The 25,068-nt window shown below is 35.9% G+C and carries 21 protein-coding genes; 16 read left to right on the top strand and 5 right to left on the bottom strand.

Annotation, left to right across the window (positions count from 1 at the left end):
- Positions 1-43: 43 nt before the first annotated feature.
- Positions 44-2,302 carry an FUSC family protein gene (locus BLT30_RS04215; protein ID WP_089871682.1) on the top strand — a complete coding sequence of 753 codons (2,259 nt, stop codon included), beginning with the start codon at positions 44-46 and terminating at the stop codon, positions 2,300-2,302.
- On the opposite strand, the gene BLT30_RS04210 is transcribed toward BLT30_RS04215, so the two are convergent.
- On the bottom strand, positions 2,278-2,889 hold the full coding sequence (locus tag BLT30_RS04210; RefSeq protein WP_089871681.1) for a 4'-phosphopantetheinyl transferase family protein: 612 nt from the start codon (positions 2,887-2,889) through the stop codon (positions 2,278-2,280). The two genes, BLT30_RS04215 and BLT30_RS04210, sit on opposite strands and share 25 nt — an antisense overlap.
- A gap of 134 nt (positions 2,890-3,023) precedes the next feature.
- Here BLT30_RS04210 and BLT30_RS04205 point away from each other — a divergent pair, with 134 nt between their 5' ends.
- The 12 genes from BLT30_RS04205 (at position 3,024) to fabF (ending at position 18,439) form a co-directional block, all read left to right on the top strand.
- Positions 3,024-3,401: a hypothetical protein gene (locus BLT30_RS04205; RefSeq protein ID WP_089871679.1), complete on the top strand. Its 378-nt coding sequence runs from the start codon at positions 3,024-3,026 to the stop codon at positions 3,399-3,401.
- 178 nt (positions 3,402-3,579) lie between these two features.
- Entirely contained in the window at positions 3,580-4,662 is a 1,083-nt protein-coding gene (locus tag BLT30_RS04200; protein ID WP_089871678.1) for an efflux RND transporter periplasmic adaptor subunit, read from the top strand.
- Between the two features lie 125 nt (positions 4,663-4,787).
- Entirely contained in the window at positions 4,788-7,979 is a 3,192-nt protein-coding gene (locus BLT30_RS04195) for an efflux RND transporter permease subunit (RefSeq protein WP_089871676.1), read from the top strand.
- Positions 7,957-9,402: a TolC family protein gene (locus tag BLT30_RS04190; protein ID WP_089872893.1), complete on the top strand. Its 1,446-nt coding sequence runs from the start codon at positions 7,957-7,959 to the stop codon at positions 9,400-9,402. The genes BLT30_RS04195 and BLT30_RS04190 overlap by 23 nt, the downstream gene beginning before the upstream one ends.
- Positions 9,403-9,556: 154 nt before the next feature.
- A complete protein-coding gene (locus tag BLT30_RS04185) occupies positions 9,557-10,990 on the top strand; it encodes a helix-turn-helix domain-containing protein (RefSeq protein ID WP_089871675.1) in 1,434 nt (477 codons plus the stop codon).
- Position 10,991: 1 nt separating this feature from the next.
- A complete protein-coding gene (locus tag BLT30_RS04180; protein WP_139166570.1) occupies positions 10,992-12,110 on the top strand; it encodes a tetratricopeptide repeat protein in 1,119 nt (372 codons plus the stop codon).
- 148 nt (positions 12,111-12,258) lie between these two features.
- Positions 12,259-13,911, top strand: a complete 1,653-nt coding sequence (locus BLT30_RS04175) for an ELWxxDGT repeat protein (protein WP_089871671.1) — start codon at positions 12,259-12,261, stop codon at positions 13,909-13,911.
- A gap of 129 nt (positions 13,912-14,040) precedes the next feature.
- Positions 14,041-14,634 carry a TetR/AcrR family transcriptional regulator gene (locus tag BLT30_RS04170; RefSeq protein ID WP_027384562.1) on the top strand — a complete coding sequence of 198 codons (594 nt, stop codon included), beginning with the start codon at positions 14,041-14,043 and terminating at the stop codon, positions 14,632-14,634.
- 42 nt (positions 14,635-14,676) lie between these two features.
- Positions 14,677-15,678 (top strand): NADP-dependent oxidoreductase, encoded by a 1,002-nt coding sequence (locus BLT30_RS04165; protein ID WP_089871669.1) that lies wholly within the window; start codon positions 14,677-14,679, stop codon positions 15,676-15,678.
- A 13-nt stretch (positions 15,679-15,691) separates the two neighbouring features.
- Complete coding sequence (locus tag BLT30_RS04160) at positions 15,692-16,414, top strand: SDR family oxidoreductase (RefSeq protein WP_089871668.1); 723 nt, start codon at positions 15,692-15,694, stop codon at positions 16,412-16,414.
- 358 nt (positions 16,415-16,772) lie between these two features.
- On the top strand, positions 16,773-17,204 hold the full coding sequence (locus tag BLT30_RS04155) for a PaaI family thioesterase (protein ID WP_089871666.1): 432 nt from the start codon (positions 16,773-16,775) through the stop codon (positions 17,202-17,204).
- Entirely contained in the window at positions 17,204-18,439 is a 1,236-nt protein-coding gene (gene fabF, locus BLT30_RS04150; protein ID WP_089871664.1) for a beta-ketoacyl-ACP synthase II, read from the top strand. Before BLT30_RS04155 ends, fabF begins: the two co-directional genes overlap by 1 nt.
- A gap of 186 nt (positions 18,440-18,625) precedes the next feature.
- On the opposite strand, the gene BLT30_RS04145 is transcribed toward fabF, so the two are convergent.
- The gene (locus BLT30_RS04145) at positions 18,626-19,150 is read right to left on the bottom strand and encodes a pyridoxamine 5'-phosphate oxidase family protein (RefSeq protein WP_089871662.1); all 525 of its coding nucleotides are present in this window, start codon (positions 19,148-19,150) and stop codon (positions 18,626-18,628) included.
- A 124-nt stretch (positions 19,151-19,274) separates the two neighbouring features.
- On the opposite strand from BLT30_RS04145, the gene BLT30_RS04140 reads away from it, so the two are divergent.
- The 3 genes from BLT30_RS04140 (at position 19,275) to ahcY (ending at position 22,346) form a co-directional block, all read left to right on the top strand.
- Positions 19,275-20,138 (top strand): AraC family transcriptional regulator, encoded by an 864-nt coding sequence (locus BLT30_RS04140; RefSeq protein WP_089871659.1) that lies wholly within the window; start codon positions 19,275-19,277, stop codon positions 20,136-20,138.
- An 87-nt stretch (positions 20,139-20,225) separates the two neighbouring features.
- Positions 20,226-20,945, top strand: coding sequence for an FAD-binding oxidoreductase (locus BLT30_RS04135; protein WP_089871657.1), 720 nt, complete (start codon positions 20,226-20,228; stop codon positions 20,943-20,945).
- Positions 20,946-21,032: 87 nt separating this feature from the next.
- Complete coding sequence (ahcY, locus tag BLT30_RS04130) at positions 21,033-22,346, top strand: adenosylhomocysteinase (RefSeq protein ID WP_089871655.1); 1,314 nt, start codon at positions 21,033-21,035, stop codon at positions 22,344-22,346.
- Between the two features lie 97 nt (positions 22,347-22,443).
- Here ahcY and BLT30_RS04125 read toward each other — a convergent pair whose 3' ends face one another.
- The 3 genes from BLT30_RS04125 to BLT30_RS04115 all read right to left on the bottom strand — a co-directional run bounded on the left by BLT30_RS04125 (position 22,444) and on the right by BLT30_RS04115 (position 24,935).
- Complete coding sequence (locus BLT30_RS04125) at positions 22,444-23,169, bottom strand: LytR/AlgR family response regulator transcription factor (protein WP_089871653.1); 726 nt, start codon at positions 23,167-23,169, stop codon at positions 22,444-22,446.
- Positions 23,166-24,215, bottom strand: coding sequence for a sensor histidine kinase (locus BLT30_RS04120; protein ID WP_089871651.1), 1,050 nt, complete (start codon positions 24,213-24,215; stop codon positions 23,166-23,168). The genes BLT30_RS04125 and BLT30_RS04120 overlap by 4 nt, the downstream gene beginning before the upstream one ends.
- A 99-nt stretch (positions 24,216-24,314) precedes the next feature.
- Complete coding sequence (locus BLT30_RS04115) at positions 24,315-24,935, bottom strand: hypothetical protein (RefSeq protein WP_089871649.1); 621 nt, start codon at positions 24,933-24,935, stop codon at positions 24,315-24,317.
- Positions 24,936-25,068: the final 133 nt, after the last annotated feature.

Genomic DNA, 25,068 nt, shown 5'->3' with positions numbered 1-25,068 from the left:
ATGCCTCTTCTCATAAGAGGCATTTTATTTTTAAATTTGTAGTATGAACTATAGTTCCGAACTCAAAAAATTTTTGACGAGCCAGTACATCTATTCCGGGGCAAGGATTGCTTTGGCAATTGTAATTCCCAGTATTATTTTGGCACAGTTCGGATTATTGAAAGAATATTTTCTATTTCCACTCGGAACCAGTTTTGTTGGACTTACAGACCAGCCAGGACCTTTTATCAGAAGAAGGAATACTTTATTATTATCCATATTTTCTTTCTTTCTGATCGCTTTATTCGCAAGTATTATCAAAGATTTCCCAATTGCAGTTTATTTGGAGATTGTTCTTTGTGGATTCTTCTTTTCGATGATTGGTGTTTACGGATTACGATTGGCAACATTCGGTTCTTTGGCGCTTGTTGTTCTAAGTATCTTTATTGATGGACATCTTACAGGCGATGATATTTTCAGAAGCTCTTTTATATTCTTCTTAGGTTGTTTTTGGTTTTTTATAGTATTCATGGTGGTCTCTACATTACAACCTTATAAACTGGCAAGTCAGGTTGTTGGAGAAAACTACTTGGAACTGGCAGACTATCTCAGGATCAAAGCCAAATATTATACAAAAGATCCGGATTTTGATTCATTATTAAATCAATTGATCTCTCAACAGATCAAAATAAAGAACCATCAGGAAGACACCCGGGAAATTGTTTTTAAAACCAGAAAAATCGTTAACGAATCTACGACACAAAGCAGGATCCTTATGTTGATGTTCCTCAATTCTGTCGATCTCTATGATAAATTGTTAACCTCGGAAAACGATTACAAAAGGATGAATCAAGTCTTTGGAGATACAAAACTGATTCAAAACATCCATTATTATCTGATGCTGATGGCGGACGAGATCACCAATCTCGGAATATCTCTGCAAAGTGGTCTGTCATACAAACAGACCACAAATTTTGACGAAGAGCTGAAAAAGATCTACGATGAGTTTTTTGAGCATCGTTCTCAAAGATTTTCTTCAGAAACTCTGGAAGATTTTATGATGCTACGTCAGGTTTTGATGAGGATCACTGAAATTACCGACGAAGTTAATACCATTCTGAAAGTTAATTCCCAAGATGTAAAACTGGCAAAAAGTTTATCCACAGGATTGGATTATTCCAAATTCTTACCAAAAGAAGAACAGCTTAATCACAAAGTTTTCTTATCTAATTTTTCTCTTAAATCCGGGCATTTTCGTCATGCGATCAGAGTAACGATTGCGTTGTTGTTAGGTTATATTGTATCCAGGTTTGAGATTCTCGGCATTGGGCATTCTTATTGGATCCTTATTACAATTATCGCCATCCTGAAACCTGCTTATTCCACAACAAAACACAGAAATCTTCTTCGTTTTTTTGGGACCTTGGCCGGGGCGATCATTGCTTATATAATTTTATATTTTTTAGATGAACCATCCGTGCTTTTGGCAATACTTCTCGTAAGTATGATCATTTGTTTCAGCCTGTTAAAATCCAATTATTTTTGGGCAGTTTTATTTATGACGATTTACATTTTTCTGTCATTCAATTTTCTAAGGCCTGGCAACGTCAATCTTATTTTCAAAGATAGATTGTTGGATACTTTGATTGGCGGCGTCATTACGTTTTTAGTCGCTTACTTCATCTTACCGGTTTGGGAACACACCCAGAATCTCGACTTAATGAAAAAATCATCCAAAAGTAATCTGGAATATTTCCGATTGGTCATGGATCATTTCCTCAAGCATGAGCTTGATGATCAAGACTTCCGGTTGAAAAGAAAAAATGCAATTATTGATCTAGCGAATCTTTCCGACAATTTCCAAAGAATGATCTCTGACCCGAAAAATCAGCAAAGAAAATTAGAAACCGTACATCAATTCGTGACCACGACGCATTTGATCACAGCCTATACAGCATCATTATCCCAATACGCGAAAACAGGTCACGACTTTCCGGAAATTGATTTTGAAAACTGGAAGATCAAGATCTCTGCGGAATTGTTGAGAACCTCTTCCCTGCTATTTCAGAAAGACCTGGATGAGAAAACCAGAGCAGAAAGCCACATAAAACCAGAAGACCACGTAACAGATCTGTTGGAAAAAAGAAAAGCAGAGTTAGAATCCCAAGCCATTTCTAATGAAAGAAAGCCTTTCACAGTAAGTCATCTAACTGAAATTAAAAACATCAAAGAATTACTAGAATTGATCAATGACGTTGCAAAAGATCAGAGAAAGATCATCGAAGAATATCTGATCTATCAATCAACGATCGCTAAACAATAATTGTCAAAAAAAGAAATTCTAGCCTTGAAAAAATCTTCATTTTCAAGGTCATAGACTCTGCTTTTTACCGTAAAATTTTCCTGAAGTTCAAAAGGTAAAACATCATAATGCTTTTTAAGTGACCAATGTTTGCTGTGATGGATCTTGTAAAGTGCTTCTTTCACACACCAGATTGCCGTTAAAAAATCTACTTCTTCATTATTATCAATGAAAATATCCTCATGAAGAATGAATTTGTGCCGGATGTACCTGATCTTTTCTTTTCTCTTTTCGAGGTCAATTCCGACTTTATTTTTTGAGATAGCCAAGGCAGCCAATGGAAAAGAATGGCTTACAGAAATATAATGATCTTGCGGAAAAAGATAAGGTTCACCATTTTCTCTATAAAGGATCTTGTGGTCTGGAAGAACAGTCTTCAACATTTTCCTTACCATCAGAACTTCTGCAATTTTGTTCGGATGATAACCAAGAATCTTGTGCTGATTTTCTGGTTCCAACAAAAGTTCCGGATCTAATTCTTCTTCCTTATCAAATTCCCAGATCAGAATTTTGGCTACATCATCGGAAAAATCTTTATAAAGTGGCATCAGCAATTTTTGAATCCTTAAAATTAGTAAAAACAGATTTGATATAGAAATTAATCTCAGAACTTAAAAATGCCTTAAAAATGAGGCTTTAAGATTATTTTAACAATTATGTGATGTAAATTTGCAGTATCAAAATGAAGAATGCAATCGTATATATTCTAATGTTTATTTTTCTGTTGTTCACAGCAGAGAACAAGCAGACACTTGATTTCCAGCAAGATTTTGGAAATCAGGATGTATCGTTGCATATGTTTTCTTTCGCTAAAAAACACCACCTGAATCATTCATTAGAGAAAGCATCACTACAACAGATCAACGATTCTCTGGACTCTCCCGAGGAAACCAATCTGAATTTTTCTAATGCTTATAACTTTATTGCGATTGTCGCAACATTCGGGTTTGGTTATCTTTTACATTTATATTTAAGACGTAGGACGCAAACTTTTCACAAGCCGGAACTCATTGTTTCCTCGGTCAAAAGATTTATTCTGCTGCGTACGATCCGTATTTAAACTGCAACTTTTCAAAAGCAAGATTACCCTTATTCCAAAGTGGTAACAATCTCTGTTGTTTTTGAAAATCCCCTATTCAACACTTCGAGTAATCATTGGTTGTGATTTTAATTCTAAAATTGAACTTCTAATAGATTATTCTTTCAATATCCAATCAAAAAAATAAAATTTATTTAAAATGAAGAGAGTCACACTTACTCTTATTTTCAGCACATTATTGATGATCTTAAGCTGCAAAGACAAGAAAGAAGAAAAAGAAGAATCTGTCGTTTATCCCGTAACATCTCCTGTAAAAATGGACACCGTGATCAACAAGGAATTTGTTTCCCAGATCAGATCGGAGAGAAATATCGAGATCCGTGCCCAGGAAAAAGGATTCCTTGAAAAAATATATGTTGATGAAGGTCAGCATGTACAAGCCGGACAGGTTTTGTTCAGAATTATGCCCCAGCTTTATCAGGCTGATGTTTTGAAAGCTAAGGCGGAAGTTGCTCAGGCAGAGATCGAGTTACAAAATTCCAGCACATTAGCAAATAACAATGTTGTTTCCATCAATGAAAAAAGAATGGCAAAAGCTAAATTGGATGCAGCAAAAGCTGAGTTGAATCTTGCTCAAACACATTTATCCTTCACGACAATTAAAGCGCCATTTTCAGGGATCATTGACCGTCTTCCTCTGAAATTAGGAAGCTTGGTGGATGAAGGTGATCTACTGACAAGCCTTTCCGATAATGGTGGGATCTTCGCATACTTCAATGTTTCTGAACCTGAATATCTTAATTATCAGACTCATTCTGCCGAACGTGGAAACAATCTGGTTTCTTTGATCATGGCAAATGGCGAAACTTTCCCTGATAAAGGAATTATCCAAACCATAGAAGGCGAATTCGATAACGAAACAGGAAATATAGCTTTCCGAGCCAAGTTCCCAAATCCAAATCAACTATTGAGAAACGGAGAAACCGGAAAAATCCAAATGACTCTTCCTTTGAAAAATGCATTGATCATTCCTCAAAAAGCTACTTACGAAATCCAAGATCAGAAATATGTTTTCGTAGTTGGAAAAGACGGCGTTGCAAGATCCAAAAACATCAAAATCGCTTATGAATTACCTGATATCTATGTAGTTTCTGAAGGTCTTGATGTTGGTGACAAAATTTTGTTAGAAGGTGTTCAAAAAGTGAAAGATGACCAAAAAGTGGAAACCAAATTCCAAGATCCGAAAAAAGTCTTGAGCTCATTAAAACTACAAGCCAACTAATTACATAAGTGATAAATGATGATTGATAAATGATAAAAGTTGTCAGACTGAGCTTGTCGAAGCCTCTTGATTCTTGTCTATAATCTATTCGTCTCTCATCTATTATCTAAAAAAATAAATCCTTTATGTTTAAGAAATTCATTCGCAGACCAGTTCTGTCAATAGTCATCTCGCTGATTATTGTTTTTATGGGTATTTTATCTTTGGTAAAACTTCCTATCACGCAATTCCCTTCCATCTCTCCACCAAAAGTGAACATCACTGCGGAATATCCCGGAGCTAATAATGAATTGCTGATCAAATCTGTTGTAATTCCTTTGGAACGTGGACTAAATGGCGTTCCTGGAATGAAATATATGACTTCTGATGCCGGAAACGACGGTGAAGCTTCTATCCAAGTGGTTTTTGATCTGGGAACTGACCCGAATGTTGCTGCCGTCAATGTTCAGAATCGTGTATCATCGGTGGTTAACAAATTACCTCCTTTGGTAGTTCGCGAAGGTGTGAAAATCACGCGTGAAGAGCCAAATATGCTAATGTATATCAACCTTTACAGTGATGACCCGAAAGCCGACCAAAAATTCCTTTTCAACTACGCGGACATCAACGTAATGTCAGAATTGAGAAGAGTTAGCGGTGTTGGTTTTGCTGACATCTTGGGAACCCGTGAATATGCAATGCGTATTTGGCTGAAACCTGATAGAATGACAGCCTACGACATTTCCGCAGACGAAATAATGGAGGCGTTAAATGAACAAAGTTTGGAGGCTTCACCAGGAAAAACAGGTGAAAGTTCCGGAAAACGTTCTCAATCATTCGAGTATATTCTGAAATATCCAGGTCGTTTCAATAATGAAAAAGATTATGGAAATATCATTCTGAAAGCTAAAACTGACGGAGAGTTTGTAAGACTGAAAGATGTTGCTGATATAGAATTCGGTTCGTCAATGTATGACATCTACTCTACTTTGAATGGAAAACCGTCTGCAGCGATTACTTTGAAACAATCTTATGGTTCTAACGCAAGTGATGTTATCAAGAATGTAAAAATATTAATGTCTGATTTGCAGAAAACCTTCCCAAAAGGAATGCATTACGAAATTAGTTATGATGTTTCAAGATTCCTGGATGCATCGATTGAAAAAGTAGTTCATACTTTATTTGAAGCGTTCATATTGGTAGCAATCGTGGTTTTCCTTTTCTTAGGAGATTGGCGCTCTACTTTGATCCCGACAATTGCAGTCCCGGTTTCTTTAGTTGGAACGTTTGCAGTAATGTCTGCTTTTGGAATTACTTTGAACTTGATTTCACTTTTTGCTCTAGTAATGGCCATTGGGATTGTCGTCGATGATGCGATTGTTGTGATAGAAGCCGTCCACGCCAAGATGGAAGAGAAGCATCTGTCACCACTCAAAGCAACAGAAGAAGCAATGCACGAAATCAGCGGTGCAATTATCGCTATCACTTTGGTAATGGCTTCGGTTTTCATTCCGGTTGCGTTTATGTCTGGTCCGGTTGGGGTTTTCTATCGCCAGTTTTCCATTACGATGGTTTCATCCATTATTTTGTCCGGAGTTGTCGCTTTGACATTGACACCTGCTTTATGTGCTCTGATTCTTAAAAACAATCATGGAAAAGAGAAAAAGAAAACGCCTGTCACAAGATTTTTGGATGGTTTCAACAACTTATTCACGATTGGAGCTGGAAAATATCACAATTTATTGACTAAAGTTGTTACAAGAAAAATGGTAACACTTCCGTTATTGGTTCTTTTCTGTATCGGAACATTTTTCTTGAGTAACAAATTGCCTTCGGGATTCATTCCAAGTGAAGACCAGGGGATGATCTATGCGATCATTCAAACGCCGCCGGGTTCAACTTTGGAAAGAACGAATCAGATTGCTTTGCAACTTCAAAAAGCATCTGAAGATATCGATGGCGTTTCGTCTGTTTCCTCTTTGGCAGGTTATGAGATTTTGACCGAAGGAACAGGCTCTAACTCCGGAACTTGTCTGATTAATCTTAAAAAATGGGACGAAAGAAAAGAATCTGCAACAGAAATCATTGAGCAACTGGAACAAAAAGCGAAAGAAATTCCGGGAGCGAATATAGAATTCTTCCAACCGCCATCAATTCCCGGTTATGGAGCTGCAGGAGGTTTTGAATTAAGACTTTTGGACAAAGCCGGAAGTGGTGATTATCACAAAATGGAACAGGTCAGCAACGATTTTGTAAAAGAATTGAAAAAACGCCCGGAACTCGGTTCAGCTTTCACATTCTATTCTGCAAGTTTCCCTCAGTATATGCTGAAAGTCGATAATGATCTGGCGGAACAAAAAGGCGTAACGATAGAAAAGGCAATGGATAACCTTTCGACTTTGATTGGTTCCAATTACGAAACGAGTTTCATCAGATTCGACAGACCCTATAAAGTAATTGTTCAGGCCGGTCCACAATATCGAGCTTTGCCAAGTGATTTATTGAAATTGTATGTCAAAAATGATAAAGACCAAATGGTTCCTTATTCAGATTTTATGCATCTTGAAAAAGTGTATGGATTGTCGGAAATCACAAGACATAATATGTACAACTCTTCCGAAGTGAGTGGAACGCCGGCTCCTGGATATAGTTCCGGAGATGCAATCAAAGCGATCCAGGAAGTTGCAGATAAAACATTGCCAAGAGGTTTCGGAATCGACTGGGCTGGTATTTCTAAAGACGAAGTTTCCAGAGGTAACGAAGCGATTTACATCTTCTTGGTTTGTCTTGGATTCGTTTATCTGATTCTTTCTGCTCAATACGAAAGTTTCATTTTACCGTTGCCAATTATTTTGTCTTTACCAACGGGGATTTTCGGAGCGTTTTTATGTTTAACACTTTTCGGACTGGAGAATAATATCTATGCACAGGTGGCTATGGTAATGCTCATCGGATTACTCGGAAAGAATGCGGTTTTGATCGTCGAATTCGCAGTTCAGAAAAAAGCAGAAGAAGGACTTTCTACAAAAGAAGCAGCATTGCAAGGTGCAGCTTTGAGATTCCGTCCGATTTTGATGACATCATTTGCATTTATTGCTGGTCTAATTCCATTGGCTTTAGCAACTGGACCTGGAGCTGTTGGTAACAGAACGATTGGAACTGCAGCTGCAGGAGGAATGCTCATCGGAACTATTTTCGGATTGATGATTATTCCTGGATTGTATTACATTTTCGCCAACATTGCGGCCAAGTCAAAACTGACTTATTATGAAGAAGAAAATCCTTTAACAGAACAAACTGAACCTTACCAACATGATGGAAAATTTGAAGATAAATAAAAATATAATAGCTGGAGCATTCGTTTCATTAGCATTGATTGGATGTAAAGCACCAATGGCGACCAAAATTCAGGATAGAGTAAAAGAAACCATTCCTCAAAATTTTGAAAACCAAAATGTTTCGGAAAACAATTCCGGAATCACACCTTGGAAAGAGTTTTTCACAGACCCGAATCTTGTGAAACTGATTGATGAAGCTTTGAAAAATAATCAGGAATTAATGATCACGCTTCAGCAAATCGAGATCGCGAAAAACGACGTGATGTATAAAAACGGAAAACTAAGTCCGACCGTTGCTGCTAAATTAGGTGCCGGAATCGAAAAAGTTGGCCGCTATACAAGTACCGGAGCCGGTGATGCTTCTACAGAAATAACCGATGGAAAAGAAGTTCCTGAGAATTTAGGAAATTTTGAAGGTGGTTTGGTAGCCAATTGGGAAGTCGATATCTGGCATAAGTTAAGAACTGAAAAGCAAGCTGCTGTTGCTCATTATTTGTCTACAGTTGAAGGAAAGAATTTTGTTTTGTCAAGTCTGATTGCTGAAGTTGCGGATAATTACTACGAGTTATTATCCCTTGATAATCAACTGGATATTATTCATCAATATATGGATTTGCAGAAAAAAGCACTTGAAGTGGCTAAAATCCAAAAGCAGGCAATGGCTGCAACGGAATTGGCCGTGAAAAAATTCGAGGCTGAGCTGGCGAAATCCAATGCAACTGAATACGATCTGAAACAGCAAATCACGGAAAAGGAAAACCAGATCAATGCTTTGCTTGGTCGTTACCCGCAACCGATTGTTAGAACCAAAGAAAGTTTTATGTCGATTGTTCCTCAAACGGTTTATACGGGAATTCCGTCTCAGTTATTAGCGAATCGTCCTGACATTAAACAAGCTGAATTGGAATTGCAATCTGCCAAACTAGATGTAGAAGCGGCGAGAAAAGAATTCTATCCAAGTCTGGAAATCAATTCGGCGCTTGGTTTGGAAGCTTTTAATCCTTCATATTTGGTAAAAATGCCAGAATCAATTGCTTACAGTTTGGTTGGAGAATTGGCTGGTCCGCTGATTAACAAAAGCGCGATTCAAGCGAATTTCAAATCGGCGGATGCAAGGCAAATCCAGGCTTTGTATGAATATGATAAAACAATTCTAAGTGCTTATCTTGATATTACCAATCAAATGTCGGCGATTAAAAACCTCGATAAGTATTATGAAATGAAGTCTCAGGAAGTTCAGGCGCTTGACCAGGGAATTGACATTGCCAATCAATTATTCAGAAATATGAGAGCGGATTATCTGGAAGTTCTGATGAATCAGCGTGATGCGTTGGACGCCAAAATGGAACTCATTGAAGCTAAGGAAAGACAGCTGAGCGCAGTTGTCAACATCTACAAAAGCTTAGGTGGCGGCTGCAAATAAACATTCATTATTCTCTCTATACGTGATGCTCTCGGGATTTTTTTCGGGAGCATTTTTTTTACGACATATTCAATATTTGCGACATAAAAGATATTTTTTTGAAAAAATATTTACATAAATTTACTGGTTTATAAGTAATCAGACCTATTTCGTTTTGAAATTAATTTTAGCCTTTTTTCTCGTATTCGGTACAATCATCAAAGCGCAAAATAGCCGGGATGCAGAAACTTTGTTCCTGGAATCCAAGGATTTACTTTATAAAAAACCTTCAGAATCTGCTATTATTTCAGAATTCCTTTTCAAAAACAGTTCTGATAACAATGATAAAATAAAAGCCCTTCTGCTTCTTACAGAAAGTTATTTGATAAGAGGCGATTACAACTCGGCGAGTGAGAAATTATTTCAATGTCTGGAACTTTCAAAAGAATCCAATCGTACGGAAAATGAATTTCAAATCAACTTTCTTCTGGCGAGACTTTGTGATGAATTGGGAATCGAATTTTCTCAATTATATCTCATCAAAAATGAAAAAGAAATCACTCAGAATTATTACGAAAAAGCCATAAAATCTTACTCTGATTCTAACTGGAATCAAACCGTTAAGGATTTAAAACTATTTGAAAAACAAAAAAATAAATCTTTTCCAGAGCTTAGTAATTTCTATTACGCTCTCTCCTATTCCAATCTCGGAAAGTTGGATTCAGCACAATATTATGCTCAGAAAATTCAGCGTTACGAGCCTTATTATTTTTATGCGAAAGCAAAGATTCAATCCTCAAGAAAAGAATCCGATAAGAATATTGATTACATCGAATCTTTGAAACTAATTAATAAAAAAGTTCAGGATGTTTGGCTGAGAGAAGAGATTTATAATTTGGCGGTTAAAAATTATAATAAATCAAAAAACAAGGATAAATATCGGGAATATTATCAGCTTCAGACTGCTTTGCAAGATTCTTTGAGTTCAGTGAAGGAAAATGCAAGAATATCTTTTTTGAATAAAATCGGTCAAAAGCAGGATGAAATTCTGGAGACAAAATCTGAGCAACAAACAAAGATGTCCTACTTCATTGCCATTGCGATATTGCTTGTCTTCACGGTTGCTTATTTCTTTAATCGAAAATTAAATCAGAAACAAAACGATTACGAAAAATCCAAACAGGAAGCTGAAGATAGAGAAAAATTCATCGCTGAAAACAAAGCGCAGGAAAGTGCCGGAAAAATTGTAATTCCTGATAAAACAATTAGTTTTCTATTGGAAAAACTAGAAAAATTCGAATCAAATGATGAATATTTGGATTCAGAGATTTCGCTTAATCTTCTTGCAGAAAACCTGAACACGAACACAAAATATTTATCCGAAATCATCAATACTTATAAGAATAAAAATTTCCACTCGTACATCAATGAACTGAGAATCAATTACATTATCAACAAATTAAAAAATAATCCGGTCTATCTCAAATACAAAGTCAGTCATTTGGCTGAAGAAGCCGGATTTTCTTCACATAGTTTGTTTTCTACCGTTTTCAAGCAGGTTACAGGACATTCGCCGGCTTCGTTTATTAAAACTATTAAAAATCAATAAGATGAGAGTATTTAGAATTTTCATATTAATGATTTTGATTGTTTTGGGAAATTTTTCTTTTGCACAAAACAATAAAGAAATTGACAGCCTGATTGGTTCTGCTAATGCATTTTTATTCAAAAATCCTGAAAAGACCATTGAAACCGGGAAAGAAATTTTGAAGAAAAAAGATATTTCTGATTCCTATAAAATCTCATCTTACATCTTGATATCCAACGGATATTCGGGTTTGAGCAATTATCAGAAAGCCATTGAGTTTGCCCTGAAAGCCAATGAATTATCTGAAAAAACAAAAGATAACGCCAATCAAATCAGAACTTTAGGATTAATTGGAAATCTCTATATCCGTATAGAAATGCGGGACGAAGCGTGGCATTATCTGGACAAGGCGGACAAACTTTCGCAATCGGTTTCTCTGCCAGATTCTATGAAATATCTGATTGGAAATATCAATCTGCTGAAAGGTTTTCTTTATAAAAGAAGTCTAGATTGTGGTTATGCGATTAAGCATTTTAATAAGGCCATTGCGGAATTCCAGAAAGATAAAGGCAATGGGTTTGCAGTTGCCAATCTCGGGCAGGCTTACAATCAGAAAGGTTATTGTTATCTGAAAATCGATAAAGATTCGGCGCAAGTCAGTTTTGAAAAAGGTTTGGCCGATGCCAGAAAAAATGGCGCAAAATCTTTGGAATGTAATGCATTGATCGGGCTTTCTGAAATCAAAAACTCAAAGAATGATTTCAAAATATCAAATGAAATCTTGTTTTCCGCACTTCCACTTTCCAAAGAAGTGAATCAAATCGAAATGGAAAGTCGCATTTACAAATTATTGGCTGAAAATTACATCGAACTTGATGATTTTGAAAATCATTTGAAATACCAAAATTTATTTGATTCTATCCAATCCAAATTTTCTGAAGAAGAGATAAAAACAGTGAACGAGCTCATCAAAAAAAGAAATGAGTTCAAGCAGAAAACTTATGATTCAAAACAAAAAAATTCTAAAATCATCATTTGGGTTCTTCTGGGGATTTTAATTTTTTCAATCTTTATATTAAGTTATTTCTTGGTCAAAAAGTCGAGAAAAATTAATAAAAACATCGAAAATAAAATTTCTTAATCTAAAAATAATACAGATAAAACCATCTGTTTTTCAAGTAATTAAAAATAAAAAATTTTTGTTTTCTTGAAATTTTCAGATATCTAAAAGCATACTTCTCCGCTTTCTTAGATTAAGGTTCTAATTTTACTCAAAAGAAATTATTTATATGAAGAGTAAATTTATCCTTGCGGCATTATTGGTTTCATTTCTGGAAATTAGTGCTCAACAGACGCCGGTCTTTAAAATGGTAAAAGACATCAATCCTTCCGGAGATTCTTTACCGGAGAATCTTATCAAACTTGATTCAAAAATTTATTTTGTAGCTGATGACGGCGAACACGGAAAAGAGCTTTGGGTCACAGATGGCGAAGAGACAAAACTGGTAAAAGATATCAATCCCGGAAGTAATGGTTCTGACATTGGCAATCTAAAAATTCTTAACGGAAAATTGATTTTTACTGCCACAGATGAAACTAACGGAAATGAGCTCTGGACATCTGACGGAACAGAAGCAGGAACAGTACTTGTGAAGGACATGTATCCCGGCAACGGAAGCTCTTATGCTTTTGAATTTGTGGAGTTCAACAATGCGCTATACTTCAGGTCAGAAGATGGCATTCACGGAACCGAACTTTGGAAAACCGACGGAACAACAGCCGGAACCGCAATGGTTACAGACCTCCGTGAAGGAGAATTTGGTTCCAATCCTTCTTATTTCACTGTTCTGAATAATAAGCTTTACTTCAATGCTCTTGACGGGTTCGATTATGACAATGGACAACACGGTTTCGAACTTTGGGTTTCCGACGGAACCGAGGCCGGAACGCAAATGGTAAAAGATATTCACGCAGAAAGTTCCAACCCTTCCAACCTGAAAGCGTTTGGTAATAAAATATATTTCAATGCCGACGACGGGACAAACGGTATAGAACTCTGGGCAACGGATGGAACCAGTGGCGGGACTTATATGATAAAAAATATCAATACTGATGGAAATGGAAACTCTCTGCCATCTGATTTTATTGACTTTAATGGAAAATTATTTTTTACAGCTTACAGCAGTGAAACCGGTAGAGAGATCTGGACAACAGATGGTACTGAAGCTGGAACTAAAATCTTGAAAGATGTCTACGAAGGAACTGAAAATGGTGTAATTCCACAGTTTAAATATATCATTTATAACAATAAGTTATTTCTAACATTAAGAGATGCGGAGCACGGCGGAGAAATCTGGGTAACCGACGGAACACCGGAAGGGACTCAATTATTTATGGATGTTTTGCCGGGGCCTGGTGATTCTATGGGCATTACTATTTCACCAATGCTTTTCCAGGTGATGGGAGGTAAACTATACTTCAGAGCTGTCAATAATGAAGAATATTATCAGTTATGGAAATCCGACGGGACAGTTGCAGGAACCCAAAAGATAACAGCTGACCCACAGAATCCGTCACAGGACGCATTAGGTTACACACCTTACTTTACGGCGATGGGTGACAAATTATATTTTACTGCAAAATATAACGATAGCGGTTATGAACTGTGGACCGTGACCGCTGATGAAGCAATGGCTGTAACGGATTTCAGTAAAAATCAATTTTCAGTTTATCCAAATCCAGTGGCTGATATTATCAATATTTCCGGAGATTCACAGATCTCTTCTGTTCAGGTTTATGATTATTCCGGGAAATTATTATTGGGTAATCCAGCTAATACAAAAAAACTACAGATGAACGTTTCTTCTTTACCAAAAGGAAATTATGTTATTAAAATTTTATCTGAACAAAAAAGCAGTTCGTATAAAATTATCAAAAAGTAAGATTTTTCAATTTTTAAGTTTAACCCGGGAGTTTTTTGGCTTTCGGGTTTTTGTTTTCAAATAAATTTTCAAAATATACCAATTGGTATATAATTTGTTTATCTTTGCAAAGTCAATTCAAAATAAATAATGTCAAAAGCAGAAAAAACAAGACAGTTTATCATAGAACAAACCTCAGAACTTTTCAATAAGAAAGGTTATGCAGGAACGTCTTTGTCCGACATTACTTCTGCAACCGGATTAACAAAAGGAAGCATTTATGGAAATTTCGAAAACAAAGATGAAGTGGCCAAAGAAGTTTATCTTTATAATTCTAAAAGGCTCCAAACAGATTTCGTTAATCAATTAAACAGCGAAATGACAACTCGTGAAAAACTATTCACAATTATAGATTATTACAGAAAAACTTGGGAAGTCAATTTCTCCCGTGGTGGTTGTCCACATCTTAATACTGCTGTAGAAGCTGACGATACAATGCCTTTCCTTAAAGCTGAAGTTGCTAAGAATTTTGAAAATTGGGCGAATCAATGGAATCGAATTTTAGAAAAAGGAAAGACTCAAAACGAAATTATAGAAAGTATTGATTCTCAGAAATATGCTTATCAATTCATTGCATTGATAGAAGGTGGAATTCTGCTTTCAAAAACGATGAATAACAAAACTCATCTTTTCAACGCCTTAGAAAGAATCGAGAAAATCATCGACACAGAATTGATCAAATAATTTTTTTAACTTAAAATATACCGATTGGTACAAAATAAAACTATGAAAGCATTTACATTACAACGCTACAGTAAAACAGACAAACTCAAGTTAGTAGAATTTCCAGAACCCAGTCCACAGGAAAATGAAGTTTTGGTAGAGATTCATTCTGCAAGTGTCAATCAACTGGATAGCAAACTGAAAAGTGGGGAATTCAAGATGATACTTCCTTACAAGTTTCCTCTGATCTTAGGACACGATATCGCAGGAATTGTCAAAAAAATTGGTTCAAAAGTGCAGAATTTTAAAGTTGGAGACGAAGTTTTCTCCAGACTTCCCGATTTCCATATTGGTGCGTTTGCAGAATATGTTACGATCAATGAAAACTTTGTCGCTCTGAAACCAAAAAACATTTCGATGGAAGAGGCGGCTTCGATTCCATTGGTAGCGTTGACTGTTTGGCAGGCATTGATTGAAAAGGCTAATTTGAAAAAAGGTCAAAAAGTATTTGTACAGGCTGGTTCTGGTGGTGTCGGAACCATTGCGATTCAGCTGGCAAAACATTTGGGCGCTTTCGTTGCAACCACAACCAGCGAAAAGAATTTCGATTTGGTAAAACGGCTTGGGGCCGATGTTATCATCGATTATAAAACTCAGGATTTTGAAAATATTCTAACCAGTTATGACCTGGTCCTGAACAGCCAAAATCAGGAAACTTTGGAAAAATCACTCAGAATATTGAAAGCCGGCGGAAAATTGATCTCAATCTCAGGTCCGCCAGATCCGGCTTTTGCAAAAGAAATTGGACTCAACTTTTTTTTGAAGCTTATTATATCACTTTTAAGTCGTAAAACAAGAAAAGAAGCAAAAAAACAAAATATAGATTATTCCTTTCTGTTTATGCAGGCCAATGGAAAACAACTTTCAAAAATCAGAAAGCTTATCGAAGCTGATATAATAAAACCAACCATAGACAAAATATTCCCTTTTGAACAAACAAATGACGCCATCAATTACGTCGAAAGCGGACAAGCAAAGGGAAAAGTAGTTATCAAAATAAAATAATACATCTCACATTATGAAAACAACCAACAACACAGTATTTATCTCTGGCGGTTCAGCTGGAATCGGACTAGAAATCGCAAAATCATTTTCCGAAAAAGGAAACAAAGTCATTATCAACGGAAGAAATCAGGAACGTCTTGACAAAGCTTTGGAACAATTGGAAAATGCCATTGGAATTCAGGGCGATCTGTCCATTGAAAGTGAAAGAATCAGAATAGCAAATGAATTGATCCAGAATCATCCGGACCTCAACATTGTCATCAACAACGCTGGAGAAGCTTATTATTACAATTTAGCGGGCAATACTAATTCTTACGAATTAGCTAAGAAAGAAATCAACACCAATTATCTGACGATCATCCATTTTACGGAATTGTTGCTTCCACATCTATTGCAAAAAGATTCTGCAGTTGTCAATATAACATCCATTGCATCATTGGTTTCTTATGCGCCTGTTCCGACTTACGCTGCCAGCAAAGCTGCGCTTAGAAGCTATACACAATCACTTAGAAACGCTTTGAAGGAAACATCAGTTAAGATTTTCGAAGTTTTGCCACCTTTGGTCAATACTAGTTTTTCAGCAGAAATCGGTGGCGAAAACGGAATTCCACCAAAAGAAGTTGCGGACGAATTATTGACAGCTTTGGAACAAAATCAGTTCGATGTTCCTGTTGGACAGACCAAAGTTGTACTTGGCGTTTTTCAGGAAGCTTTAGCAAAATTGAGCCAGAATTAATTTTCCAATTAAATTATCATTAATTTGGGCAGCTTAATCCGTCTGTAGTTTATCCTGAGCTTGTCGAAGGGCTCCCAAACCTAACGAAGTGGTTTGACGTAGTCAATCTTTTTTGCAGACGATTTCACATTAAATAGAACTTGAAAGTTGGCAAAAAAGGATTTCCGCTCAAATCGAGGAACGAGATTCATCGATTCAAATAAAAATATACAAATAGGAGATAATTCGGGCTGCGAGTGATTCAACGCTAAACAAATTAAACTTATTTTTAAGACTCAATAATTGCCTTGGCGACTTATAACAATTTAATAAATTCAAAAATATTGCGCCTTTGCGATTAAATATAAAATCTAAAATTATGGACAGATTAGCACATTTGAAATCATTAATCGGAAAAGAATTCACAGACTCTCCTTCGCCTTTTATGCGTTGGCTGAAACCAGTTGTGATTTCAGCAGAAAAAGGTCATTTGGAATTTCAGTACACGATTCGTCCGGAATGGCTGAATCCAATCGGGAATCTTCACGGTGGTGTAACCGCTGCGATTATTGATGACGTGTTAGGCGCCACAATGTTTTCTTTGAACGAACCAACGTTTTACACAACGATTAATAATGTCATTGATTATTTCTCCATCGGCAAAGAAGGTGAAAATATCATTGCCGAAACACACATCACGAAATTGGGAAAACAATTCATCAACGCCACTTGCGAAGTCTGGAACGCTGACAAAACCAAACTGATTGCAAACGGCACTTCAAACTTATTCAAAACACAAATTACAAGATAATGAAACGAGTTGTAATAACCGGAATGGGAGCCGTAACTCCTTTAGGAAACGATGTCGATACTTTTTGGAACAATATTCTGAAAGGTGAAAGCGGCGCTGATAAAATCACGCATTTCAATCCAGAGAAATTCAAAGTTCAGTTTGCTGCGGAAGTCAAAAACTTTGCTCCGGAAAAATATCTGGACAAAAACGAAATCAAAAGAAGTGACCTCTTTACGCAATTTGCTATCTACGCTGCTGCAGAAGCAATGCAGGATTCTAAATTAGATTTAGAAAATATTGAACCTTTTGATATTGGCGTTATCTGGGGAACCGGACAGGGAGGAATGGAAACCTTTGAAAATGAAGTTACTGAATATGTTTCAGGAGACGGAACACCGAGATTCAGTCCGTTTTTCGTACCAAAACTTATTGCTAATATGGCTTCCGGAATGATTTCTATGAAATATGGTTTACGAGGAATCAATTATACAACGGTTTCTGCTTGCGCCACTGCCAACACTGCTTTTATGGATGCCTTCAATTATATCCGCTGGGGAAAAGCAAAAGTGATTGTAAGCGGTGGTTCAGAAGCGCCTATTACGCCAGCATCTGTTGGTGGATTTTCATCAATGAAAGCAATGTCAACAAGAAACGATAATCCAAAAGCCGCAAGCCGCCCTTACGATGTTGAACGTGATGGTTTTATAATGGGCGAAGGTGCCGGAGCGTTGATTTTGGAAGAATATGAACACGCCAAAGCCCGAGGTGCAAAAATCTATGCAGAACTAATCGGCGCAGCAATGACCGCAGATGCCTATCATATGACGGCACCTCATCCGGAAGGAATTGGCGCTGCAAAATCTATGGAATTAGCTTTACAAGATGCAGAGATTCTCCCTGAGCAGGTAGATTATCTGAATCCGCACGCTACCTCTACTCCACTTGGAGATTTAGCAGAACTGAACGCCATTAATAAAGTTTTCAAAGGTAGTCCAAATCTTGACATCAGTGCTACCAAATCTATGACAGGCCATTTGTTGGGAGCTGCTGGTGCTGCAGAAGCGATTATTTGTATCAAAGCGATTCAGGAGAATATAATTCCGGCAACAATTAATGTTTCAAAGTTGGATGAGAATATTCCGGAAGGCATTAATATCATTACTGAAAATAAAGAAAAACCAATCAATATCGCTATGAGTAATGCGTTTGGGTTTGGTGGCCATAACTCGACGGTTATTTTTAGAAAAATATAATTACTTAAACCACATAGACACAATAGAATAAATTGTTCATAATAGCTTCAAATTTAGATAAAATAGAAAAGCTATTTTGTCTTTAATCAATACACTAAGGATTAAAAACTATGTGCCTTTGTGGTAAAAAGATCAAACAAAAAGGCTTAGTTTTTACTAAGCCTTCCTATATATTTGAAATCGTTATTATTTCTGTGTGTGATTGATATCATTTCTATGTTCCATAATTTCAAGATTGGCATCTACAAAATAAGCGCTACCGAAACCATTGACATAAGCACCTTTTACAGGATGAAGAGCAATCAGGATAAAATCTGTCATATCATTAAGAACATCCACAATTTTTCCATGTCTTTCTTTTAGTTTTCCAACGATATTGTTCCAATCATCAGAATCTCTTTCGATTTGAGAAGTTGAAGCTTCAACCGTCAATCTTTCTCTTGCGTAAACTTGCTTCGTAGCAGACTCATCCTCAATGAACATTGCAGAAACTTTTCTACCTTCAGCCAAATTTTTCGTATGTCTCGCCATAAAAGAAACCAAAACGTAAAATTTGTTATCAATTTCTACAAATGGTGCATAGCTAGCATTCGGCGTTCCTTCTGCGTCTACAGTTGCCAAAGTTACGCTTAGCGTTTTGGCAATTAATTCTTTTACTTTTGGGGCAACTGGTTTAGCTTGTCTCTTTGCTTCTTCTGTATGTTCACTCATGATATATATTTTTAGATGTTACAAAAATAGTTATTTAGATTTAAACTAAATAAAATACTATTATGTCAATTGTCATATTATATTTACATGATAATTATTGAATAATTTTGTAATTTAATTCTAAATGAGCAAAAACATCCCAACTTATAACCTCAATCACATTTCAAAAGACGGACTGGTGATTGAACTTGTCAGGGAAACCTCTGAAGAAACAAACAGAGATATTGAGGAAAAAGGCGTTCACAGGGACAGTCATTATCTCTTTCTTTTCCTGCAAAGCGGCAAAGCAGAAGTTATGGTAGATTTTAAAGATTTCGAAGTAGAAGGTCCGGCCATTTTTTGTATCACACCCGGGCAGGTTCATTATTCAAAGAACTTTGATATTTATGGTTGGTTTTTAGCTGTTAATTCCGAATTGGTAGCGGCTGAAGTTCGTGCAGTTTTTGAGGAATCCGTATTCCCAATTCTTCTTGTAAAAATAGAACAGGCCTTTGCAAAAAATCTAGATAAATGTGCTCAGCTCTTGAACTTCTATCATAAAAAAACAAAAAATGACCTGAATATAGTCAAGTCATTACTGGACGCTTATACCGCAATGCTGGCATCGGTCTTTTCAGAAACGCCAAATCTGGAAAAAATAAAAGAAAGCCGTGCCTTGAAACTGACAAGGCAATTTAAAACCCTGGTAAAGCAAAAATTCAAAACCCTGAAAAGTCCATCGTCTTATGCTGAATTGATGAATATTTCTCCTTCTTATTTATCGGAAGTTGTGAAAGATATTACTGGAAATCCGGCAGGATACTGGATCCAGCAGGAAATCATCATTGAGGCAAAGCGCTTGCTATTTTACACAGATCTGACAGTAAAGGAAATCGCCAATGAACTTGGTTATGATGATTATGCTTACTTTTCACGTCTGTTTTCAAAACAGACAAAACAGTCAGCTTTGGATTTCAGGAAAAAGAATAAAGCAGAATTCACTGAATAAATTTACCTCAAAAAGTCCAATCACTTCCTTAAAATAGCTATCGTTTTCCTTCGTGTATCTTATTTTCTTTGTAGAAAATTATTGATTATGCCAAGTATGCCAAAATGGTTGAATGACACGGTGGAAAATATATTCGCTTCCAAATATATTCGTGAGACAACCGTCATAGAAACCGAAAATATTTCATACAATCTAAAGAAAATCAAATTCTCCGGCAATCTGCTCGGTCTGGAATATAAACCCGGATATGCTATCGAATTTCGGGTAAATGATACGGATTATAGGAAATACACACCTTATAATTATGATAAGGCTGATGGTACTTTTGAGATCCTTTGCCATCTTCATGGAAGCGCTTCTGGTTGTGATTTTATAGAGAATCTGAAAGTTGGAGAAACGATAAAATATATCATTCCGCGAGGAAAAGATATGTTCAAAAGCGATTTCAAGCATCATATTGCCATTGGTGATGAAACCTCTCTGGGAGCAGCTTTATCTATAAAGTATGAAACCGATGGTTACGGATATTATTCTTTCGACAGCATTTTTGAGCTGGACGACCATCAAGTCCTGAAAGACCTTGGACTATACGGATATCATACATTAAAAAATGAGCCTGAGAAAATTATCGAGTCTATTGATATCCTTATTAAAGAGGGAATAATTGCCCCTTACAATACCGCTTTTTACATTACCGGAAATGGTAAAACATTACAGTCGGTCCGCAAATCATTGAAACAAAATGATATTTCCGGCAATCAGATCTTCTCTCAAGCTTACTGGATAGAAGGCAGAAAAGGGCTGTGAGACAAAAACATTGGTACTCGAATTTTTTATATAAAACTTAAATCGTAATTTTGCACTTTAGTTTTTAAACTTATTTTAATTACAGATATGAGTACAACAACACAATACGTTCCTTATAAAGTTAAGGACATTTCCCTGGCAGAATGGGGAAGAAAAGAAATTACTTTGGCTGAAGCAGAGATGCCAGGTTTGATGGCAATCCGTGAAGAATACGGGCCATCTCAGCCTTTGAAAGGTGCAAGAATCGCAGGATGTCTGCATATGACGATCCAGACCGCTGTTTTGATTGAAACTTTGGTAGCTTTGGGTGCTGAAGTGACTTGGTCTTCTTGCAATATCTTCTCTACTCAGGACCACGCTGCTGCGGCGATTGCTGCTGCCGGAATTCCTGTTTATGCTTGGAAAGGTCTTAACGAAGAGGAATTCGATTGGTGTATCGAACAAACTTTATTCTTCGGTGAAGACAGAAAACCATTGAATATGATTCTTGACGATGGTGGAGATTTGACCAATATGGTTTTTGACAGATACCCAGAATTCACAAAAGATATCAAAGGACTTTCTGAAGAAACCACAACCGGAGTTCACAGATTGTATGAAAGAATGAAGAACGGAACTTTGGTAATGCCAGCAATCAACGTAAATGATTCTGTTACCAAATCTAAATTCGATAACAAATACGGATGTAAAGAATCTGCGGTAGATGCGGTAAGAAGAGCAACTGACGTAATGTTGGCTGGAAAAAGAGTTGTGGTTTGCGGATACGGTGACGTAGGTAAAGGTACGGCTGCATCTTTCAGAGGAGCTGGTTCTATCGTTACTGTAACAGAAATCGATCCAATTTGTGCGCTTCAGGCCGCAATGGACGGTTACGAAGTAAAAAGATTGGATACTGTAGTTGATAATGCAGATATCGTGATCACGACCACTGGTAACTTCAACATTGTAAGAGCTGAACATTTCTTGAAATTAAAAGATAAGGCAATTGTTTGTAACATCGGTCACTTCGATAACGAGATCGATATGGCCTGGTTGAACAAAAACTACGGTCACACGAAATCTGAAGTTAAACCTCAGGTTGACATCTACACCATCGAAGGTAAAGAAGTGATCATCCTTGCAGAAGGTAGATTAGTAAACCTTGGTTGCGCAACTGGTCACCCATCTTTCGTAATGTCTAACTCTTTCTCTAACCAGACTTTGGCCCAGATCGAACTTTGGACAAACTCTGAAGCTTATGGAAACGAGGTTTATATGTTACCAAAACACCTAGACGAAAAAGTAGCTGAATTACATCTTAAGAAATTAAGCGTAGAATTGGAAACGCTTACACCAGAACAAGCTGATTACATCGGTGTTCCAGTGGAAGGTCCTTTCAAACCTGAGTATTACAGATATTAAGGAATTGTCATGCTGAACTTGCTGAAGCAGTACATATAAAATCCCATTATTAAAATAGTGGGATTTTTTATTGATGATTTAGAAATAATTAGAGCAATTATCTGCTCAGTAAATTCTTTGTTACAAATTCATTAAAGAAAAAATCTCTGTAAATATTTCCAATCGGAATTTCATTTATACCGATATAGACTGTATTATTATCAACAGAATCGATATGTTTTGAATTGATGATGTAGGATTTACTTACTCTCACGAATTTATTTTTTGGAAGTTTTTCACCAATAGTTTTGATGTTCATCGCCGTAATTATTTTCTGATTTTCTGTATGAATAATCACATAATCTTTCAATCCGACGATAAAAAAGATATTCTCAAAATTAACCTTGACAATCTTACGCTCTGCCTTGATGTAAAAATGATCTTCTGCAAATGTTTCGATGTTATTATTGTCTGAATCGTTTAACTTAAACAATTTGGAATAGGACTTTACTTTTTCAACCGCTTTTTGGAAACGATCTGTTTTGACTGGTTTTATAAGATAATCAATGGCATCAACTTCGTAACTGTCAAGCGCAAATTCAGAAAAAGCAGTTGTAAAAATCACGAAGGTTTCGCTGGAAATGGTTTTGGCGAAATCAATTCCGTTGCTTCCGGGCATTTGAATATCGAGAAACACTAAATCAACACCATTATTTTCAAGAAAAACAGAAGCCGATTCTGAACTGTTGAAAGTACCGACAAGCTTCAAATCTGAATGTGAATCGACCAACATCTTAATCGCTTCTCTTGCCAGTGGTTCATCATCTACGATAATACAATTCATAATTTTATGTTTAAAGTTACGCAAAATTTATTTTGATTCTCCTCTATTTTCAAATCGTGGGAATCGGGAAACAGCAATTCCAATCTTCTTTTGATATTCGCTAAACCTAACCCGCCTGATTCGGAATTGACCGCCTTTTTCTCTGGCTTTGAATTTTCACATTTGAAGAATAATTCATCATTAAAAACTTTGAAGTAAATATTGATGTAAGAAGATTTTGAAGAATCGTTGTTGTGCTTCACTGCATTTTCAACAAAGGAAATAAATAAAAGCGGAGGAATCTGAATCCCGCTCAGATTTCCTTCTTTAGAAATCACGAAATCAAAATTATCCCGTCTTACTTTTTCAAGATTCAGAAAGTCTTCCAGAAAGTGAATGTCAGAAGTGAGCAAAACTTTATCTCGTGCGCTGTCATACAATTGATAACGTAGTAAATCACTTAGTTTCATCAAAACCTGGGATGCTTTTTCCGGGTCTTTTTTGGTGAGAACATTGGCGTTATTCAACATATTGAACAAAAAATGTGGATTGATCTGATTTTTCAACTGCTCAAGCTCGGAAGTGATTTTTGACTTTTCCAATTCATTAATTAACTGAACATTTTTAATCCATTGCTGAAATAATTTAACTGAAGCAGAAGCGATACTGAGAACAATGACCACAAAAGTCAATGAAAGAAAATTGATATTATCATCTTGATTAGGTAATAAATTGGATTTGAAAAAATGCGCTGCCAAACGATGTGCAAATGACCAATAAATGATGTATACAAAAATCCATAATCCGTAAATCGCATATCTGCTTTTGAACAAATATCTCGGAACCCAAATGTACATATTGATATAAGAAAGCAAAAGTATCTGAAAGAAAATCAGCATACGATTGTAGGTTTCCGTCGGTTCCGTATATTCTGGATTACTGTAATAGAGCACAAAAACGCTGAAAATTATCAGCAAAAGATGTCTGTAAATTCTGTAACTCGGCGAGATAAAAAACTGGAAAAGCCAATTTTCACCATTAAGTTTATCTGGTAAATTTTTATTCATACTTCTAAAGATTATCGATAACAAATCTAAAAACTTCCAGACGATATCAATCTTTATTTATACGAAATTGGGTTGGGGTTATACGAAAATTAGATTTTTTTAATCTTCAAATACTGTAAAATTAATTTTTTCAATATAGTTTAAAATATTATCAATTCTACCCTTATCAACTATAAATTCAAGCTTATTATTAACATAAAAAATTCCATTATTAGATTGACCAAATAATGCAAAAACACGATTGAAATTTTCAATACCAAAAAATATCCCTTCCTTACTCTTCAAGTAATAAAAATCAATTTCATAAATATTTTGTTCAGTTAATTTGACCGGTACAAATTTATCTTTATTCATTTCTTCCAAAACATCCAAAAATTCTTCAATTGCTTTTTTATAAAAATTTACTAAATAATAAAAAATAAGCAATCCTAATTCAACATAAACACAATAAGAACCTTCTTGACTAAGGCAAAGTTTCATTGATGAAAAAGGTTCTACAGAAAATGGCAAATTAGAAGTATCCTTGCCAGTATTATAAATATCAGTTAAAGAAATTTTTTCAAATTTTTCTAAAATTTTCAAATTTTCTCCTTTTACAATCGTATAGTCTTTTTGATAACATTTATAAAATCCATCTTTATAATGACTAGGAATTTCAACAAAACTATTCGTTAATAATTGATATAGAACTAAATACTCATTGTAAATTTTTATATCCATAATATTTATATTGTTAATAGCTAATTTAAAAATCTTTTCCCACTTTCCTATAACAAAAACCCCATTTCGTATAATTCGCAAAATTAAAGTTCCTTAAAGCCATAGTTTCGCTTTGGTTTTAATCTTTAATCTC

The organism is Epilithonimonas hungarica (assembly GCF_900102265.1).
GTDB classification, from domain to species: Bacteria; Bacteroidota; Bacteroidia; order Flavobacteriales; family Weeksellaceae; genus Epilithonimonas; species Epilithonimonas hungarica.
The sequence above is the reverse complement of the archived record's forward strand: the minus strand, read 5'-3'. Positions and strand labels throughout refer to the sequence as shown.

What these genes read in the sequence shown, in the direction of transcription:
- BLT30_RS04215 (WP_089871682.1), top strand. Translation starts at nt 44, where the DNA reads ATGAACTATAGTTCCGAACTCAAAAAATTTTTGACGAGCCAGTACATC.
- BLT30_RS04210 (WP_089871681.1), bottom strand. Translation starts at nt 2,889, where the DNA reads ATGCCACTTTATAAAGATTTTTCCGATGATGTAGCCAAAATTCTGATC.
- BLT30_RS04205 (WP_089871679.1), top strand. Translation starts at nt 3,024, where the DNA reads ATGAAGAATGCAATCGTATATATTCTAATGTTTATTTTTCTGTTGTTC.
- BLT30_RS04200 (WP_089871678.1), top strand. Translation starts at nt 3,580, where the DNA reads ATGAAGAGAGTCACACTTACTCTTATTTTCAGCACATTATTGATGATC.
- BLT30_RS04195 (WP_089871676.1), top strand. Translation starts at nt 4,788, where the DNA reads ATGTTTAAGAAATTCATTCGCAGACCAGTTCTGTCAATAGTCATCTCG.
- BLT30_RS04190 (WP_089872893.1), top strand. Translation starts at nt 7,957, where the DNA reads ATGGAAAATTTGAAGATAAATAAAAATATAATAGCTGGAGCATTCGTT.
- BLT30_RS04180 (WP_139166570.1), top strand. Translation starts at nt 10,992, where the DNA reads ATGAGAGTATTTAGAATTTTCATATTAATGATTTTGATTGTTTTGGGA.
- BLT30_RS04175 (WP_089871671.1), top strand. Translation starts at nt 12,259, where the DNA reads ATGAAGAGTAAATTTATCCTTGCGGCATTATTGGTTTCATTTCTGGAA.
- BLT30_RS04170 (WP_027384562.1), top strand. Translation starts at nt 14,041, where the DNA reads ATGTCAAAAGCAGAAAAAACAAGACAGTTTATCATAGAACAAACCTCA.
- BLT30_RS04165 (WP_089871669.1), top strand. Translation starts at nt 14,677, where the DNA reads ATGAAAGCATTTACATTACAACGCTACAGTAAAACAGACAAACTCAAG.
- BLT30_RS04160 (WP_089871668.1), top strand. Translation starts at nt 15,692, where the DNA reads ATGAAAACAACCAACAACACAGTATTTATCTCTGGCGGTTCAGCTGGA.
- BLT30_RS04155 (WP_089871666.1), top strand. Translation starts at nt 16,773, where the DNA reads ATGGACAGATTAGCACATTTGAAATCATTAATCGGAAAAGAATTCACA.
- fabF (WP_089871664.1), top strand. Translation starts at nt 17,204, where the DNA reads ATGAAACGAGTTGTAATAACCGGAATGGGAGCCGTAACTCCTTTAGGA.
- BLT30_RS04145 (WP_089871662.1), bottom strand. Translation starts at nt 19,150, where the DNA reads ATGAGTGAACATACAGAAGAAGCAAAGAGACAAGCTAAACCAGTTGCC.
- BLT30_RS04140 (WP_089871659.1), top strand. Translation starts at nt 19,275, where the DNA reads ATGAGCAAAAACATCCCAACTTATAACCTCAATCACATTTCAAAAGAC.
- BLT30_RS04135 (WP_089871657.1), top strand. Translation starts at nt 20,226, where the DNA reads ATGCCAAGTATGCCAAAATGGTTGAATGACACGGTGGAAAATATATTC.
- ahcY (WP_089871655.1), top strand. Translation starts at nt 21,033, where the DNA reads ATGAGTACAACAACACAATACGTTCCTTATAAAGTTAAGGACATTTCC.
- BLT30_RS04125 (WP_089871653.1), bottom strand. Translation starts at nt 23,169, where the DNA reads ATGAATTGTATTATCGTAGATGATGAACCACTGGCAAGAGAAGCGATT.
- BLT30_RS04120 (WP_089871651.1), bottom strand. Translation starts at nt 24,215, where the DNA reads ATGAATAAAAATTTACCAGATAAACTTAATGGTGAAAATTGGCTTTTC.
- BLT30_RS04115 (WP_089871649.1), bottom strand. Translation starts at nt 24,935, where the DNA reads ATGGATATAAAAATTTACAATGAGTATTTAGTTCTATATCAATTATTA.